Consider the following 18378-nt stretch of genomic DNA (forward strand, 5'->3'; position numbering starts at 1 on the left):
TCTTATAATTATGCAGAGGACGGGATTTGAACCCGCGAACTCCTTCGAGACTAGACCCTTAATCTAGCGCCTTTGTCCTAACTCGGTAACCTCTGCCCTTGGGTATTATTTTTAGATATATTAACTTTAATCAAATTTTCATTAAAAAGCCGATACCATTTATATCCGGATTGGGTTTCTATGTACACACTGTCATGAATAATAGTACGTTTCACAATTAATATGTATGTGCCACTACCATATAATTTTGTAATTAACAACTTTATGAATTAGTCAATATATACTGTATTCAGATTTATTCCAATTATACAGGCACAGCGGGAATAAATTTAAACAATTTAGGTTGAAAATGTAGTTTAAACTACTTTCTCATTATACGGTATAACACAGCCAGTGCCACGCTAATTGTCAATATCCACCGATTTATAGTAAGAATTGATACATATTTGCCAGCGTCTCCCATATAAATCAAATAAAAATATACAAAGAGGGATATAAATCCATAAATAAGTAGAACATAATAAATAATTCTAATGCTTAACGGTAAATTTTTAAATGGTTCTAAATGTCTATTCATATTATTTACCTTAATAACCGTACGGGACGGGATTACAACCAACTTCTGGATGGGCAAAAATATTTGTCCCCATCCAAGCTCCATTACCGCATTTATGTGCAAGGTCGGATAATCCTATAGCTCCTAACCCCATAATTATTGATGCGACAGTAGGTATTGCGGCTATTGCAGCACCTATCCCACTGAATCCAGTAATAAGTGCGATTATAGATGATACAGCATTTCCCGCATTTAATGCTGTCACTATTTCGCAAAGTTCGGAGTGTGAAAAGCTTATCGCCCAGCCATCCCATCCTACACTGAACTTCGCATCTCCTGGTGAATAGGTAGCAGCTATACTTGCCTCAGTATGATTGGTCATATTGCTGGTATTTACTGCACCCGTTGTATTGTTTTCATTAACATTGTGGGAATAAAATGAGAAATTTCCATCGTTAAATGCTATGATATTAACTCTTCCTGCCTGAATATTGTTCTGATAAATAACCCACGATGATAATGAACCGTTTATGAAAGTTGAGATCATAAACCCATCGCGTAATTTTACTGTGTTTATTGTTATATTTGGATGATTTAAAAGCAAATATGGAGTAGCCTGATTATTCAATTGATATGCTTTACCCTGCTGTGGTATTGCTATACTGCTTTGAGCTGTATGCATATTATCTGCCGCAGGAATAAATGCGAGCATTACAAATATTGCTGCCATTAATACACCTATTATTACCTTCTTTTTATTCACAATGATATTAATACATGAATATATATATATATTACGATGATAGTATTAGTAAATAATTTATTAATAAATTAAATTTATATATTACTTATTTGAAATTAATGAAAAAACATTGAAATAGTTATCTAAAAATATAATATTGACCCTATTTTAATATAAATTCTTTAATTATTTAAAATGTATTGCATAATTCACTTTGCCAGAATTTCAATTCAATGTAAATCTTCTGTAAAGTGAAATACAGAGGATTAATTAGCTTTTATTACACCGGCATACCAATACCTTATAGTTTATTAAACACAAAACAATTATATTAACAATGATCAATAGAGATACTTTAGTAATATCTAATCCAGGAACGGGGAAAACAACCATGATTTCCAATGAAGTTATTAATCTGATTAAAGAAGGGGTAAAACCGGAAAAAATACTCTGCATCACATTTACAAACAACGCAGTAAGTGAACTCCAGAAAAATATTGACAAATTGCTGATTGCCAATAAAATTAAGAATGTAACTGCATATGATGTTAACATTTACACATTCCATGCACTGGCATTCCAGGAACTTTTCCAATCAAAGGCGGAGAAAAATATAGTATCATATAATATTGCAAGGTACCTTATATATAAGAAGCTCAGAGACCTTGAGGCGTTCAATTATGGCAGGGACTATGTTATTGAAGATATTGTCCCTAAACTGGAAAATGCAATCAGATACATAAAAAGCTTCGGAATCATGCCGGTAGACATAGCAAAAAACAGAGACATGATAATGGAATCACTGAGAAGAAAGTATAACTCCGGAATTGTGAGAAATATTGGCCTTGAAGAGGAAGAGTACCTGTTTGATTATTTTTACCAGGCATTTAATTATTATGAGGAAAATAAAGAAAACCCGGATTTCAACGATTTATTGTTTCAATTCCAGAAACTGGAAGATAAGAAAACATATGAATATGTTTTTGTAGATGAATTGCAGGATGTTAACGATATAGAATCCAGAATTGCAATGTCTACAGGAAATGTGAAATTTCTGGTGGGCGATAGGAAACAGTCCATATTTGGATTTCAGGGGGGCGCATTATCAGTATTTAACTCATTGATTGGAAACAGCGGGATAGAGAAGAAAGACCTGAAGATTAACTACAGAAGCACTGAAACCATACTGGCTTACTCGAAACAATACTATTTAAAATTCGAAAATGATGTGCCGGAACTTGAAAATTTCAGAGGCACAAAAGAAAAAGGGAATAAGGTAAAAATTGTTGAAGTAGATTCTCCAGAAGACTCCACCCTGGAAATTATAAATAGCATTCCAGAGTCCAGTGGCAATATAGGAATCATAGCAAGGACAAATTCACAGATAGATACCATATCTTCACTTCTTGATAGGTATAATATTGATTATTCAAGCGATTCAAATGTACACACAATAAATCAGGCAAAAAAAGATATAACCGCATTTTTAAAAGGCATTCTGTATGATCGCCCGGATGATATAATTAATGCCATGGTAACACCATTTTCTGGCATATCGCTGAAGGAGGCTTTCAAAATTGCTGAATCACTCAGAAGTGAAGAAAATACAATTGATTTATTTGACAGTTCAAACCCATTTTTCTCATTGAGGAATAAAGAACTGTCCAGGGAAAATATAATGGACCTCTTCGAAAGCAGAATATTTCCTATTGCATCGTCCATAAGCAGGGAGTATTTCCTTACGGCTGCTACAGTAAAATCTTCCATCGGTGAATTTTTTGATGCGGAACGTGATTATACACGGAAAAATTTCTTCGATTTCCTGGATTTATCGTATTCTGAAAATTCCAGCAAATCTGGCAATTCACGTATAATTCTTACCACAGTGCACAAGGCTAAAGGGCGAGAATTTGACAATGTAATATATCTGCCAAAAAAGCCGAGAAAATCAGATACATATATAGATATTATTGTATCTTCCATAATTGAGGAAATAAAACAGATCAACGTTGATGACGAACTTAAAAATGAGAGCGTCAGAATAGACTTTGTGGCTTTTACAAGGGCAAAAGAGGAGCTCTGGGTGTGTACAAATCGCAGGGAAGCGCCGAATTACCTTATACCAGAATATTCTGAAATGGTTGCCTATGAGAATATTCCTGAGAAACAGGAGATTACTGTACCTGGAAAATACAATGAAGCATATTTGCAGTTCGTATCAGGTGATTATAATGGCGCTAAGGAGACCCTTTCCAGCAAGGAAAACTGGTTAAAGAATATAATCTACGAATTTTTCCAGAATAAGAATGTCCTTTCATTTTCGCTTATAAGCATTGACAACCCGTTTTTCATGCTAAAGAACAATATATTGAAGCTCAATGAAAAAACAGATGCATTGTATTACGGATTAAATGCCCATGAAATGGCGGAATCGCTTTATAAAAATGAAATAAAAAATGAACTTCTTGGCAGTGGGGATAAACAGATACTCTCAAATATAGAATCTGTTGTAAACCAGATAAAATCAGGTTTTAATATGGAACAGATTGAGGCAGAAGTTTCGGCAATAGCCAGGATAAACCAGATGTTTGAGGAGTTTTCTGGTGAACCGGATAAAATTATGTTTTTCGGCAAAATTGATGCTGTTTTCAGTGACGGGAAAAAATATGTTATCCTGGATTACAAAACGGATAAAACCACGGACAGGGCTTCACACCACAGGGTACAGTTGTTAGCGTATAAAATCCTCTATTCTATAAAAAATAATATCAGCCCTGAAAATATAGATACTGCCATAGGGTATATTAGCATGAGAGGAAAAATAAACACACATGAAAATACATCAGGCCTAATTTATAAACAACCGGACAAGTATTCTGAAACTTCACTGAAAAAATATATATCAAGATTCCTTGAGTATAAAAGCAATCCAGATAAATTTATTGAGGACTATCTTAAGCAGCCCAGTGAAGATACATTATATGAAAGGTTAGCAGAACTTCTAAAATAATTGTTATTTTTATCTATTCATGATGTGCATAGATTTTAGGGCTATTTCTCCACTATTTTTATGCTGCCTGTATTTAAATAAATATTGTATGCAATAAGAAATTTTGATAGTGTAAGTAATTGTCTGTAAATTATAAATGGCTTTGCCTACGGTAACATTCTAAATGTAAAGGGAATACTATTAATAAAAAATACTGAATGTTCCGATTTTAGTTTTAATATCAATTATCCCTATTAGCCTAAATAACAGAAAATATCTTTTCAATATTATCTATCCAGTATTTCTTATAGTTTTCACCTACTGAATTTATATTATCTGTTACCATAAATAGGTGTACCTTTATTGAAAATCCGCCATACTGAAACTCCTTCGGAAACCCATTTTCCTCAAATAACTTACTGAAATAATCGGCCTTTTGCTCATAATCTGTGTATTTTGTACTCTTTGGATCAACAAAAACTATTCTATATTCACTTCCTCTTTTAAGCCAGAAGATAAAGTCTGGAGAGTAATCTCTCATACGGTTCTTTCCCTTATCGAAGTATGGTATGTTTACATTATCAATACTTTCATCAATTTTGGAGAAAACCCACCAATCCAGTTTATAACTCTTTAGACCTTCTTTCGCTATAAACTCATCCAGGTTATGTATGAATTCCTTCTCGCTCTTTACTTTAATGACATGACTTAGGACATCTGCCTTATCTGATATAGATAAAATTATTGGCAAGTAGTAATGTTGAGCTATATTTATCAACTCTATCTTGCTTTCATCGAATTCAAATAGTGTTGGCTTTTCAATCTTCCCCATTTTTTTCATTAGGTCGCCGTATTCTTTTAGATCTCTCTCACTCATCTCTCCAGATTTAAATTTTTGTAGTAGATTTTTTTCAACAAAATCTGAATTTTTAAGGTTGCGTACGTCTTCAATTTTTTTATTTAGTTCATTTTTCTTTTCTTTGGAAATGCCTTCTGCACTTATTTCTTTAAAGTGAATAATCTCATCCTCCAGGTCTTTAAATTTATCCATATACTTTATAGAGGTATTGAGATGTCCAATAAGATTATGCAATTGATTATATGCATTTGATGAATTTGTGTTCTGAATATTATCTGCGTTTAGATAATTATGTAATCTGCCTATTGTGGCAGGCGTGGCTACATCAGAATAATTAGCATAGATCACTCTATCGTCTTCCATCCAATTTACATAATCTTCAAGAAGGTTGAGGTTTCCGCTAAATTTTGGCAATTCCTTTAGCTCAACTTCTTTTTTTTCAAGGTAAACAGGTAGGAGGAGTTTCGGATTGAAATCAAATTTTGTCTTTTTTACATCTAAAATTTCACCGTTTTTTTCCAGTTCAAACTTTATGCCGTCCATTATTGCCTTGATGTTGTTTTCGTCAGTTCCGAAAATGAATAATGTCTCTATTATGGAAATTAAACCTTCATAATTCTTCTCCTGTAAAATAGAAAATATTTTCTTTGCCTCTAGATCTCCATTCCTTGATAATTCTGCAATTCTCTGGCGTTTATTCTTAAGTGGCTCTATTCTAACTCCCCTGCCTATGGACTGGAGAACATATTTTTTTGCATCCCCCTTTCCTATGTTTACGAAAACCATTACATTTGGTCTATTTAAATCCCATCCTTCATAATATGACCTGGAACCCATAAGTATGTTAATAGGACTACTATTATTATCTATATTATTGAAAAAGCTGTCTTCTGTTGGGTTTTCACTCACTTCGTAACCCACTAACTTATCATTTAGCCATTTTGTTATATCGCCAATTTTTATTGATGCAAAGTACTTATCTGATGTCTTAAGCTTGAATGCGAGTTCTGCCTTATTGGCCTTTGTTCTAACAACCTCTATTTTTCCTGCGCCATCCGAGTTATACACTAATTTCAAAACATCATCAAATGTCAGGTTTGAAAAATCGTTGTAGTTAAACCTGAGTTTATTACTATCCGTATCCTTGCCAAACACATAAGTAGGGTTGTTTATAAATTCATCCAGTATAGAATTTTTACATTCTTCGAATATGCGTGAATCTATTCTATTAAGAGCTATGTCTCCCAGTGTTTCAAAGAATATTTCAATATCTGCATTTTCTACCTCAGTGGTGTGTCCGTAAAGAAGAAGAAGGGGGTTGTGATAAATATTAGCTGAGACTGTCGATAATTGTTTATACGCTTTTTTAACCATTGCAAGGGTTATGAGTGTTTTAAGTACAATTTTCTTTTTTTCATCTCTTCTTTCTATGGAATCGGAATCCTTGTTATATCCTTCCAGTGCACTCAAGTCCTGCTGTGAAACGTATATATTTTTTCCATATCCCTTTTCTGTGAAACGATCTAAATTTAGATTAAATACGGTAGTTATAATATCCCACCGATCTGTGAAGGTAGCTGAGAAATTAAATAAAAATCCATTGCGGGAAAGTATTGAATAAAAAATTTGCCTCTTGGAATCGCCGTTGGTACCCTTATGCGCTTCATCAAGGATAATATACCATTTGCCATTATTTTCAATATCCTCAAAAGATAAAAGTTTCTCTGCAGATGTGTCAGAAATCAAGTCCGATCTATAGATAAATATGTTTATATCATCCCTATTAAACAATAAATCATGCTTTACCTTATCATAATCCTTTAAATCCCAATATTTAATTTTAACAGGTGAAAATGAGTTAAATTCGTCTATTTGTTTCTTAATTTGATCTATTAAATCATCTCTATATGTAAGAAATAAAATATCTTCATCCGGTATTGAACCCCTTTTCTTAAGTTCATTTAAAATTTCTATTAATTTGACTATTACCAGGCTCTTTCCACTACCGGTTGCCATCCAGAAGCCCATCCTGTTTGTAAAGTTAAAGAAAGGTATACGTTTACCTTCTACATTATAGAATTGGCTTGCTATTTTAAAAATGCTGGTATTTTTAACTGAAATATCCAGAATGTCTGTATGTTTTACTATTCTTTCTGTGTTAATTTCATTGAAAAGTGATTTTTTGCCTTCCAGAATACTACTATTATATTCGGATTCTGGATAGTTTAAAATATCACTATAATAATGATGGAGAAATTTTAATCCCGATTTCAATGCATCTTTCTGGTAATCATATAATTTTTTGCTCTCAGAAAACTTATCGAATGTAAAATCCCATGAATCAGGTAAACTACTTGAATCTACATTATGAATTAATCTCTGATAAACCGGTATTATTCTTTCTTCCATTATTACCACCAGATCAGAGGCTTTAGTGCTGTAAAATCTACATCCGAGAAAACTATTTTCGCATCATTAAATACAACTTCATCTTTACTTATACTTTTGATAAATTTACCTTTAACAAGAGATAAAGTTTCTGCTATGTCAATATTATCATATAGTCCATTAAAGTTAAACTTTATTTTATTATTTTTATTATCTATTTCCATTTTATCAAGAAACTTTAGATCTTTAAAAAATACATATTGATTGTATATAGATGTATCATTTAAATTATACAAAGGTTCAGAAGGTAAATAAACGGAATTTTTTAATGTTTGTTCATACTGTTCTAAATTAAAGTATTTGAAGAATCCTCCAGCGTTTTTCTCGTTATATTTTTCTTTAACGTCGTTTTCTTTTGATATACCTGATTTATCATATGCTAAAACTTTTTTCATTCTGGGCAAAACCACGTCATAAAAGTGTTCTCCCATTTCAATTCCAATCCATTTTCTTTTAAGCTTATGTGCTACTGCTGCAGTTGTTCCAGATCCCAGGAAGAAATCCATAACAAGATCGGATTCATTAGAAGTAGATTCTATGACACGCTTTAAAAGAATTTCGGAATTTTCGGTTGGAAAATCAAAATGCCTTGAGTATCCGGGAATATCTGTCCAGTTATTCTTCAATGTAGTTCCTAAAGGAGCATATTTGATTTTTCCATTCTCAATTTTTATTCTATCTTCTTGTTCTAATTCTTCAATTTGATCCTGAGAAAAACCCCATTTCCTCCCTTTTGGAGCTGGAAATTTTTGTTTAAAAACAATCCTATAACAATCATCTTTATCTTTAGGATTTCCTGGCAAAAATGGTTCCCACCATTTTTCAATTTCCCTTTTTATCTTTATCTCATTAAAAATTGATTTGCCTGCTTTTCCATAGAAAAAAAGTGTATCGGTGTCTACCATAAATTTATTTAAACCATGTGAGAATTTGAAAAATTCTTGGGTTCTATTTACCACCATTTCATTCCTAAAATTCTCCCCGCCAAATATATCATTCATTAATAATCTTACATACATATTACCATTGTAATCACATCTAACAAAAATACTGCCTTCTTCATTTAGATAATCTTTAGCTAACCTTATTCTATTCTCAAGCAATGTTATCCACGTAGCATCTTTATATTTCACATTATATAGATAATCTGCATTTTTATCCTTATTAAAAGGCGGATCAATGTAAATTGTCTGTATTTTATCCTTAAATTTTGGTAAAATGGTATTTAATGCCTGATAATTTTCGGAGTGTATTAATCGGCCATCTAGTTCATTATCTAAATCATCAAATAATTTGATAATATTAAATTCAATATCTTTAAAATATTTTGTATCTACAGGTAAAAATTTATAGTCAGGATTTAATGATTTATCTAACATGTTTATTATATTATTTTTATTAAAATTATCATCTACTAGATGGAGGTCTTTCCATTCACTAATCTGATCATCTATACCATTATTATTTAAAATTTTATTTATTATTTCAATATCTTTTTCTGCAATTCTATCGAGAGTTATAACATAATTAGAATTTAAAACAAATTTAGGTTTATTCCAGGTCTTTACAAGTTCATCCTCGAATTGGGACACAAAATCAATTACATTATAAGCAATATTTTTTAGTATTTTTAGTTGTTTTATTCTAGTTTCTGAATAAACACTGTCATCGTCAAAAATATAATTCTTTAACCATAGGTCGAATTGCTCTCTCAAAAATGTTTTTGCGTCTTTATTGATAAAATAGTCAACTTCTGTCTGTTTCTTAAATGTGTGGAACAATTCCTCTAATTGTTCTTCCGTTATATGTATTCCCGTTTTATTTAACCCTTTTAAAATCTCAGATACTTTTGTTTTCTTTCCACCTACTAAATAAGAAGATTTAAAATTTATTACTTTATCTTCTATCTTATCTGGTTTATCCAGTTCGAATACTACCTCTCCTTTTTCGTTAGCACGCTTTCCTTCAATCTGGGAGGCGTCAAATACCACTTTATATTCTAAATTATCTATTTTATAATTAATTGATAAACTCTTCCATAGATTGTCAGTTTTAACATAATAAAGCATGTTAGTTTTCCAGAAAAGCACCACATCCTGGATGTTTGTATATATTTTTTCGTATACTTTGGATTTTAATGGTGTATAACTGAAGTATATGCTTCCGGATTCCGAAAAGTATGTCTTAAAGAATGTATGGAGTCTGGTAAACAACTCTTCTTTGAATTCGGGGAACTCTGAGATTTTTGCATCAATGTCGGATTGTATTAATTTAAAAATCTTATCAAAGTATGCAGACTTTATCCTCATTAAATTTACAAAGCCGGAATTTCCCTCTACTTTAGCACCAATAAATATATTCTTTAAATCCTGATAAAACTCTACTTCATTTTTCACCATTACATAGCCTCTTTTAAATTATCAAATCAAATCATGGCATTGCATATAAAACTTACTTTTGTCTCTTTTGTAGATATCCCACAATAGGGCATTATACAGGAGTATAATGAAATCTTTCTTTGTTGATTATCATAGTATTTATTGATTTCATCGATTACTAGTGTGTTCCATAATTCGTCCTACTTTAATAATCATTGTACAATAAATTTAAAACTTAAGAAGTAAACCTCTGTATCCTTAACTCGGCACATTTTTAGGGAACAGCTCCGGTTTAAGTTCCAGGATTTCAGCAAGTTCCCTGACTTTCTTTGGTATCTCTGCCATTATTATTCTATCTCCAACATCAGTAAGGTATATCTTTGACAGCTGCAGAAGAGCATCCTTTACACTAATTTTATTATTGATTTTCTTTGCCTTTAACAACTTCAAGAGCCTGTAATATGCAATGAGGGATATGAAAGAAACAAATACATACCCTTTTAATGTATCATCATCCCTCAGGTATGGTGTATCCACCTGCAAAAGATTCTTGAATACATCGAATGATTCCTCTATGTCATTCCTGAACTTGTATAATTCAAATATTGATTGCGGCTTTTCCCTTACATTGGTGATAAGTGCAATCTTTCCTGCCTTTTCAGGTGAATATACAGGTTTCTTCCCGGAGTCAACAAGCGAATAGTACTCATTCTCCTCCATGGCTCTGAGCAATATATCCTCGAATACATGAATATCATAGTTTTTTATAGTAGTGGAAGAGTATCTTATAGCCCTTTTTCTGAACATGAAGAAATTATCTCCATTTATGGAATAGTCAGGGAGCTTTGAATCCCTTTTCAATGGTGTTATAAAGTACAATCCATTCGTATCCATTTTGCTAAAATTATTGTCATCTATGAATCCACGGTCCATAACAAATAGAGTTCCCGGTGAGAGCTCTTCCTCCGTCTTTCTTAATGTATCAATATCTGCAATACTTCCAGGTACCAGGCGGATATAGCATGGCTCATTCCTCAACCTTGAAAATCCCATAATGATCCTTATCATTGGAAGATTGATGTCATTGTTGTTATGCCCGAACTCTGCCATCCTTATTCCAGGTGAATAGGAGAATAAGGCTGATGTATCATAGGCTATGACCTCATTCTTTTTCATCAGTTTCATATAGATACTCTTCTGCTTATCCTGATCCTGCCCTATGCGCTTTAACATAGATGACAATGATTTTGGTGATAGTTCATGTATTGTCCTGGAAAGCCATGTTTTCTCTATCCATGATTTTATGGACTTCAACGGCAAAGGGAATATTAGCCTGTTGAGGGAGAAAGCAACAATTTTCGTATAATCATCAGGATATTCTTCCCTTAATAATGACAATACATCCTTCATAAGGGAGAATATGAGCTCAAGGTGGCCAATCTCATATATTCCATGGATTGATACAACCTCCCTTACTTTTTTAGGATTCTCTATGTCACCATTAATTACCTTTCCAACATATTTGGAAACCTTGTGCCTTTTACTGTGTTCTGAATCCCATACCATGCTGCTCTCATAAACGTAATTATATTTTCCAACCTTTTTTATCTCCCTTGTCATGTTCTGTATATAGGGAACACATATAAGCAAATAAATCTTTCGCCAAATACTGGATAATAATTCAAATGTTCCCTAAATAAGCTCAGAGTTTAGGCTGTATAGTGAAATATAGGGACTATTTGCTTTGGCACCACAAATCAATAATAAAATAAATAGGAGTATAAAAATGGACTCGATTGGGTAAAACAGGAGATGGAAAAAGTATAATGAATCACTTGCAGACAGAATACAATACCTTAGAGATTTATCATTCATAAAGGATTATGATAGCCTGTTACAGGAAAAGAATAATGGTAAAATAGGACATCCATAAAGGTCACAATTATAAGAAGATTCATGGAATGTTGGATATCAAGGAAAGAGACACACAAGGGTTCTATAAAGAGGCGGAAAACATCGTCTTGAGGGAAATAGGAAGAAATTAAATCAGATATAGGCAATATTTATAAGCTGAACCTTCAATTACTAGAATTTCATCTCTTCCTATATTTGATAATTCAAATGAGTGGATAAAGCATATATCTCGAAATTACCGAAACTTGGCTGTATATCCTAGGTCTTCATGTAGTATCTCAAAACGATTCATTATAGTTAAATTAGAACATTGAGATATGTCCGAGAAATAATTATCACCGTCGATCTCACATTGTTTACTTATTCATCAAAGATTTGACATCTCTAGATACCATACTGCTCTATTCTCCTGGAAATTTTAGCTTTCTCTGTTGTTTCTTTGATCGGAAGCGGTATGAAAGCCAATGAAGTCAGAATATTTAAGAAGATAGAAATGGTAAATTCGAGAAAATGTTGGAAATAGATTTAAGTGTAAAGGCAGTCATGGAGCACCTAAGAGAGCTAAATGATTTTATAGACAGTGATCAATTTTCTTTTTAGGTATTGTTGTCGTCAGTCTATAACGTATGAGCTAATAAATTGTTCATGCTGATGGTATACATAGAGGAACGACCACTTTCAACACCAACTTATTTTTCATATTCTGTCATTTATATATTATTAGAACAGATGAAGAATCTATGACGAATGTTGTGTGAATAAACTTTAGTTACTATTAATTGAATGGGCCCGACCGGATTTGAACCGGTGATCACCGCCTTGTAAGGGCGGTATCATAACCACTAGACTACGAGCCCGTAGAGGATAAGTCTATAATGATATAATAATTTTTATGTCTGTCCTTTAAAATATATATTTTATTTATTTTATATTATAATGAAGCTATTAAATATGAATATAATATTTTGAATATCATGCCGGGCAAGATAATGGTATCGGGAGAGGTATTCCTGGATGGTGTTAAACCTGATGATGCGATAATTTTCATTCATATTAAGGGACATGGCCGTGCAAGGGTTACACATATCGATATAGAAAGCATGGCATTTAAAAAGATATTATTGCCAAGGCATAGCGATTATCCGGAAATTTGCTGGGATTCGGATAAAGTCAGTATACCTGTAAAAGGACATGAACTCATAATCATAAGCCCCACACTTGGAAAACTCATGAAATTCCATGGAAATTTATATGTGCGCGGCAAGGGAAAAGGCATATTTTTTGGCCTTCATAGGGAGCAGATAAAAACTATTGAGGAATATGCCTCTAAACTTGGAATTCCTCCAAAAATAACTAAAAAGATTTAGAAAAGTCCTTTTTTGAATTTCTGTGTTACTTCTGTAGCCTGTATATCCCATGTTGGTTTCATTGATTTTGCTGTTTCCATCAAATGGTCGAGTGTATCAACATCCCATCTGCATACTGCCTGGTTTTCCTTATCTGCCAAGAAAAGCTCTTCAAGTTTTAATCCTGCAGGCAATTTCTTTGATTTTGCCATATCCATTATGGTTGTTGCAAACTTCATAACCTGATCTTTCTGTTCATCCTTCCATTTATGCACTACTATTACTTCTGTCATATATCTATATCACAACGTAAATATTTAAATGTTCCTATAATTTAAGTTAATTACAGAAATCGCCATAAATTTTATGTGCCGCTGTTTTCACCATACATCTTAAAAATCTTTATTTAGTATTGTTAATTATTAGTAGATTACTTTGGTACTCAATTTAATTATAGCAGAAAAAATGGATGCCGGAAGGCGTATATCGTACATTCTCTCGGATAAAACATCGAAGCAGAAAAAAACTAAGAACATCAGTTATATAGAATTTGAAAGGAACAATGAGCAGAATATCATGGTCTCATTAAGTGGGCATATACTAGGAGCTGATTTTCCAGAAGAGTTCAAAGATTGGGTTAAATCTGACCTTGATAAGCTTATAGACTCCAATATTATCTATAAAGTTACCAACCAGAGGGCATATTCTGCATTGAAATCATTTTCAGGCATTGATAATATCATTATAGCTACTGACTATGACCGTGAAGGAGAACTCATAGGAGTGGAGGCATTAAAATTTATAGAGCCGGGTTATACAAACATCAGGCGTGCCAAATTCAGTGCACTGACGTCACAGGAGGTAAAGGATGCCTTTGACAATCTCCTTGATGTAAATTACGGGCTTGCAGACTCTGCCAAGGCACGGGAAGAGATAGACCTGCTCTGGGGTGCAGTTCTCACAAGGTTTTTCTCTGTAACAAGCAACAGGCTCTGGAAAGATTTTATCTCTGTGGGAAGGGTACAGACGCCAACACTGGCATTGATAGTTGAAAGGGAAGAAGAAATAACAAGCTTTGTGCCGGAAAAATATTTTGTCATAAATGTTACATTCAATAAGGGAATAGATTTCCAGGGCGTGTATGAAAAAAATATAAAAGACGAAGATGAAGCAAATAAAATTTTTAATGCAATAAATGGGAATGATGGGATAGTAAAATCATATAAAAATGAGAAAAAAGAGGTGTATAAACCCCCACCATTCAGCACAACGGATTTCCTGAGGGAAGCATCCAGAATAGGGGTTACGCCGTCCAATGCTATGAAAATAGCCGAAAAGCTCTATATGAGCGGGCTTATAAGCTATCCAAGAACTGATAATACCGTTTACCAGCGATCTATACCGCTTAAAAGCATAGCAAAAAAATTTGAAGGTACTGAATTTGATAATGAAGCAAAGATGGTACTGGGGCAGGAAAAGATTTATCCATCGAGGGGCAAGGTTGAAACTACAGACCACCCGCCAATATACCCTGTTTCATATCCGAAAAAGGCTCTTACAGGTGCATATAAAAACATCTATGAACTTATAGTTAGAAGATTTTTAGCTACATTGTATAAAAATGCAGTTATAGAAAAATCTGATGCAGATATTGACATAAAAGGTTATAATTTCAAATCATCGGGCGAAAAAATAATCGACAACGGATGGTTTGACATTTATAAATACAGAAAATTAAGAGAATATAAACTTCCAGAACTGGTAATAGGGGAAACAGTAAAAGGAAAAAAATGGAATATGGAAGAAAAGTATACGGAGCCTCCTAAGAGATACGATGTGGCATCCCTGCTTAAACTCATGGAATCATTGAATCTCGGAACAAAAAGCACAAGGCATGACATTATACAGAAGCTCAATGACAGGAACTTTGCAACAGGCAATCCATTAAGGCCAACACCGCTGGGTATAGGGTTCATAAAATCTATAACAACTATTGATTCAGACATTGCAAAGCCTGATATGACTGCCGAGCTGGAAAAAGAGATGGATAAAATAGCAGAAAACCAGAAAAAATTGGATGATGTTGTCAATGACTCAAGAAATATGCTCCACAGTGCGTTAAAAGGTTTCAGAGGGAATAAGGAAGAAATTAAAGAAACAATTACATCATATGCCAACAAGGGCGATTCTATAGGGACATGCCCGCTGGATGGCGGTGAAATATCACTGATTAAATTCAGGAATTTTTCAAAAATAAAGTGCTCAACAGAGGGCTGCAAAATCAATTTTAACCTTAACGCCACCGGGTTAGTGCAGATGACGGATAAAAGGTGTGATGTATGTTCCCTGCCAATTATAAAGATAATCAGGAAAGGACAGTCCCCGGAGTATAGATGTGTCGATCCGAATTGCGAATATAACAGAAAAAAACTTTCTATTGGAAAATGCCCCTCTGATGGTGGCGACCTCATAATCAGGCAATCCAGGTACGGAAAGCGGTTTCTGGGGTGCTCCAACTATCCAAAATGCACCGTAACATATCCACTCCCGCAGAAAGGTGTGATAATGCCAACAGGAGAAATATGCCGGTACTGTGGCGCACCATTGCTTATAATGGTTAATGGAAAGAGAAAATGGAAATTTTGCCCGAATATGAAATGTGAATACAACAGGAAGGATAAAGTTGAAAAAAGCGAATCAGAGAATAAATAGTGAGCTGTTCGGCATTCTGCTCTTCATAGTTTCAACAGCATTTGCACTGTACCTGGCATTTAACCTTGACCAGATTTCCGGCATAGCTGCAGAGTCAAATGGCATATCATTTATCTTTGTTATATACTATATAGTTTTCATTGTCATTTTTACTGCTGCGGCACTTTACATAATTAAAAAACATGCAAAGATAATGAAAGCAATATTTATTGTACTTGTACTATACATGATTTTCCTGGTGTCATCCATAGTTGCAGGAATAGTTGCTGTGAATCTTCCTGAATATTATGCAATAATTGCTATAGTAACAGGTTTCTTTGCATACATGTTGATATTCCGGAATGAATGGTATATCACAGATGCTGCAGGGCTTATTATGATATCCGGGGCAGCGGCTATACTGGGCATACTTCTCAGGCCTTATATTGCAATAACTTTGCTGGTAGTTTTCGCTGTGTATGATTATATATCAGTTTATAAAACGAAGCATATGGTAACACTTGCTAAGGCGGCGATTGACAATCAGTTTCCACTTATGTTCACCCTTCCATCTCAAGGTGGAATCAAAATTAAAGACCTTACATTCGATAATCGCGGCACACATTCTGTAATAATGCTGGGGTTTGGAGATATGGCAATTCCTGAACTATTAATTATCTCCTCTGCAATATACAATCCACTCCATATTGCATTGTTTATTGCACTTACCCTGGCAGGGGCACTCTCTGCCCTTGGATTTCTTTTCTTTTTTAACCATGGAAAACCTGCGCCAGGGCTTCCTTATATCAATACTGGAGTTATAATTGGCTTCCTTATTGCATTTGCAGTTGTAGCGATTTAATGAAGGAAAACACGCTTTCCGGTAAAGTATAATGGTATTTTATATTCATTGCACCTTTTTATTACGTCATCATCCCTTATAGATCCGCCAGGTTGTATGATAGCATCTATTCCATTCTTATAGCATTCGATGACCGAGTCGTCAAATGGAATGAATGCGTCAGAAGCCAGCACTGAACCTTTTACATTGCTATTGCCCCTTTCTATAGCTATTTTTAATGATTCTATCCTGGATGTTTGCCCTGCACCAATTCCAACCGTTGTCCTGTTCTTTGCAAGTACCATGGCATTGCTCTTTGCATGTGCAACTACCTTCCACGCAAATTCCAGGTCTGCAAGTTTTTCCTTTCCTGCTTCTGCTGTTGATTTCAATTCCAGATTGTCATACCTGTAGTCCAGCCTGGACTGCACAAGTACACCTCCGGATACCGAATAAATTGCTTTTTCAGGGTCGTGATCCATGGAGCATTTCAGGATTCTCATATTCTTTTTCTTTTTTAACAGGTTCAATGCATCTGTATCATATTCTGGAGCTATCAATACCTCAATAAATTTTTTTTGCATTTCCTTTGCTGTATCCATATCGAGTTTTCTGTTGAGTGCAACTACAAATCCATAGGCTGATTCCGGGTCTGCGTTGTATGAATTGATAAAAGCTTCTTTCAATGTGCCTGCACTGGATACACCTGATGGAGTCCTGTGCTTTACTATTACAGATGTAATATCCTGAAAATCCTGCACTGTTTCCAGTGCTGCATTGGCATCCAGTATATTATTGTATGATAATTCTTTGCCGTTCAACTGTATGGAATTTGGTATTCCATATTTTTCATTTACCTTGAACATATATGCTTCCTGGTCTGGATTTTCCCCGTATCTCAGATCTGTCCTATCGTAGCCATGTATGAATAATTCCTCAGGCTGCTTATCATTTAATTTCCTGTACAGCCGGTTATATATCTGAATATCATAATCCGCAGATCTTGAGAATGCCCTTAACCCCAGTATTTCTTTAGTTTTCATATCAATTTTCCCATTCTTTTGAAGAACATCTTTTACCATGCTGTAATCATCCGGATGTGAGAGTACTGCAACATTTTTGTAATTCTTTGCAGCTGCCCTTATAAGCGACAAGCCACCTATGTCTATATTTTCTATCATTTTCTCAAGATCATCTGTTTTAGACGCCTCAACGAATGGATATAAATTGCATATTACCATGTCAAAATCTTTATAATGATATTTTTCCAGCTGCATATTGCTTTCACTGTCACGTTTTGAAAGTATTCCTGAAAAGATTGCGGGATGCAGTGTTTTTACACGCCCGCCAAGAAGATCGTCGAACCCCGTAAGATTTGATGAATTATTTGCTGCAATATTATTATCTTTGAGGTATTTTACTGTGCCTTCTGTCCCATATATCTCATCAATATGGTCCTTTATTGAACTTAAAAAATTAACCAGGCCTGTCTTGTCATAGACGCTTATGAGAATTCTCATATTACCCTATTAAAAAATGTTTTAAATATTTATTGCAGAGGTTATCATATTTATCTCCGGGTTACAATAATTATTTCAGGGGATTGACCAGAAC

General features: G+C 33.9%; 10 protein-coding genes, 2 tRNA genes and 1 pseudogene. 5 read left to right on the top strand and 8 right to left on the bottom strand.

The features are described 5' to 3' along the window. Positions 1–11: 11 nt before the first annotated feature. Together fad_RS06495 and fad_RS06500 are read right to left on the bottom strand one after the other, a co-directional pair. A tRNA-Leu gene (locus fad_RS06495) sits at positions 12–96 on the bottom strand. 491 nt (positions 97–587) lie between these two features. Next, a complete protein-coding gene (locus tag fad_RS06500) occupies positions 588–1319 on the bottom strand; it encodes a hypothetical protein (protein ID WP_081142796.1) in 732 nt (243 codons plus the stop codon). A 316-nt stretch (positions 1320–1635) separates the two neighbouring features. On the opposite strand from fad_RS06500, the gene fad_RS06505 reads away from it, so the two are divergent. Next, a complete protein-coding gene (locus tag fad_RS06505) occupies positions 1636–4308 on the top strand; it encodes a UvrD-helicase domain-containing protein (protein WP_081142798.1) in 2673 nt (890 codons plus the stop codon). A 238-nt stretch (positions 4309–4546) separates the two neighbouring features. Here fad_RS06505 and fad_RS06510 read toward each other — a convergent pair whose 3' ends face one another. The 3 genes from fad_RS06510 to fad_RS06520 form a co-directional block, all read right to left on the bottom strand. Then, positions 4547–7555 carry a DEAD/DEAH box helicase family protein gene (locus fad_RS06510; RefSeq protein WP_081142800.1) on the bottom strand — a complete coding sequence of 1003 codons (3009 nt, stop codon included), beginning with the start codon at positions 7553–7555 and terminating at the stop codon, positions 4547–4549. A gap of 2 nt (positions 7556–7557) precedes the next feature. Continuing rightward, positions 7558–9993: a DNA methyltransferase gene (locus fad_RS06515; RefSeq protein ID WP_081142802.1), complete on the bottom strand. Its 2436-nt coding sequence runs from the start codon at positions 9991–9993 to the stop codon at positions 7558–7560. Between the two features lie 237 nt (positions 9994–10230). After that, positions 10231–11592, bottom strand: coding sequence for a transposase (locus fad_RS06520; RefSeq protein ID WP_081142072.1), 1362 nt, complete (start codon positions 11590–11592; stop codon positions 10231–10233). A gap of 124 nt (positions 11593–11716) precedes the next feature. On the opposite strand from fad_RS06520, the pseudogene fad_RS09325 reads away from it, so the two are divergent. Beyond that, positions 11717–11902, top strand: a pseudogene (locus fad_RS09325) (IS5/IS1182 family transposase); the annotation flags it as partial. A 768-nt stretch (positions 11903–12670) separates the two neighbouring features. Here fad_RS09325 and fad_RS06525 read toward each other — a convergent pair. Next, a tRNA-Val gene (locus fad_RS06525) sits at positions 12671–12743 on the bottom strand. Between the two features lie 117 nt (positions 12744–12860). Here fad_RS06525 and fad_RS06530 point away from each other — a divergent pair. Then, entirely contained in the window at positions 12861–13253 is a 393-nt protein-coding gene (locus tag fad_RS06530) for a transferase (RefSeq protein WP_081142804.1), read from the top strand. Here fad_RS06530 and fad_RS06535 read toward each other — a convergent pair. After that, the gene (locus fad_RS06535) at positions 13250–13525 is read right to left on the bottom strand and encodes a hypothetical protein (RefSeq protein ID WP_009886425.1); all 276 of its coding nucleotides are present in this window, start codon (positions 13523–13525) and stop codon (positions 13250–13252) included. The genes fad_RS06530 and fad_RS06535 overlap by 4 nt on opposite strands. Positions 13526–13667: 142 nt before the next feature. Between fad_RS06535 and fad_RS06540 the strand changes: the two genes are divergently transcribed. Beyond that, positions 13668–15944, top strand: a complete 2277-nt coding sequence (locus tag fad_RS06540; protein ID WP_081142806.1) for a DNA topoisomerase I — start codon at positions 13668–13670, stop codon at positions 15942–15944. Beyond that, on the top strand, positions 15916–16785 hold the full coding sequence (locus fad_RS06545) for a presenilin family intramembrane aspartyl protease PSH (protein ID WP_201800965.1): 870 nt from the start codon (positions 15916–15918) through the stop codon (positions 16783–16785). The genes fad_RS06540 and fad_RS06545 overlap by 29 nt, the downstream gene beginning before the upstream one ends. On the opposite strand, the gene purH is transcribed toward fad_RS06545, so the two are convergent. Then, entirely contained in the window at positions 16782–18284 is a 1503-nt protein-coding gene (gene purH / locus fad_RS06550; RefSeq protein WP_081142808.1) for a bifunctional phosphoribosylaminoimidazolecarboxamide formyltransferase/IMP cyclohydrolase, read from the bottom strand. The two genes, fad_RS06545 and purH, sit on opposite strands and share 4 nt — an antisense overlap. Positions 18285–18378 lie beyond the last annotated feature (94 nt).

Source organism: Ferroplasma acidiphilum (assembly GCF_002078355.1).
Taxonomy (GTDB): Archaea; Thermoplasmatota; Thermoplasmata; order Thermoplasmatales; family Thermoplasmataceae; genus Ferroplasma; species Ferroplasma acidiphilum.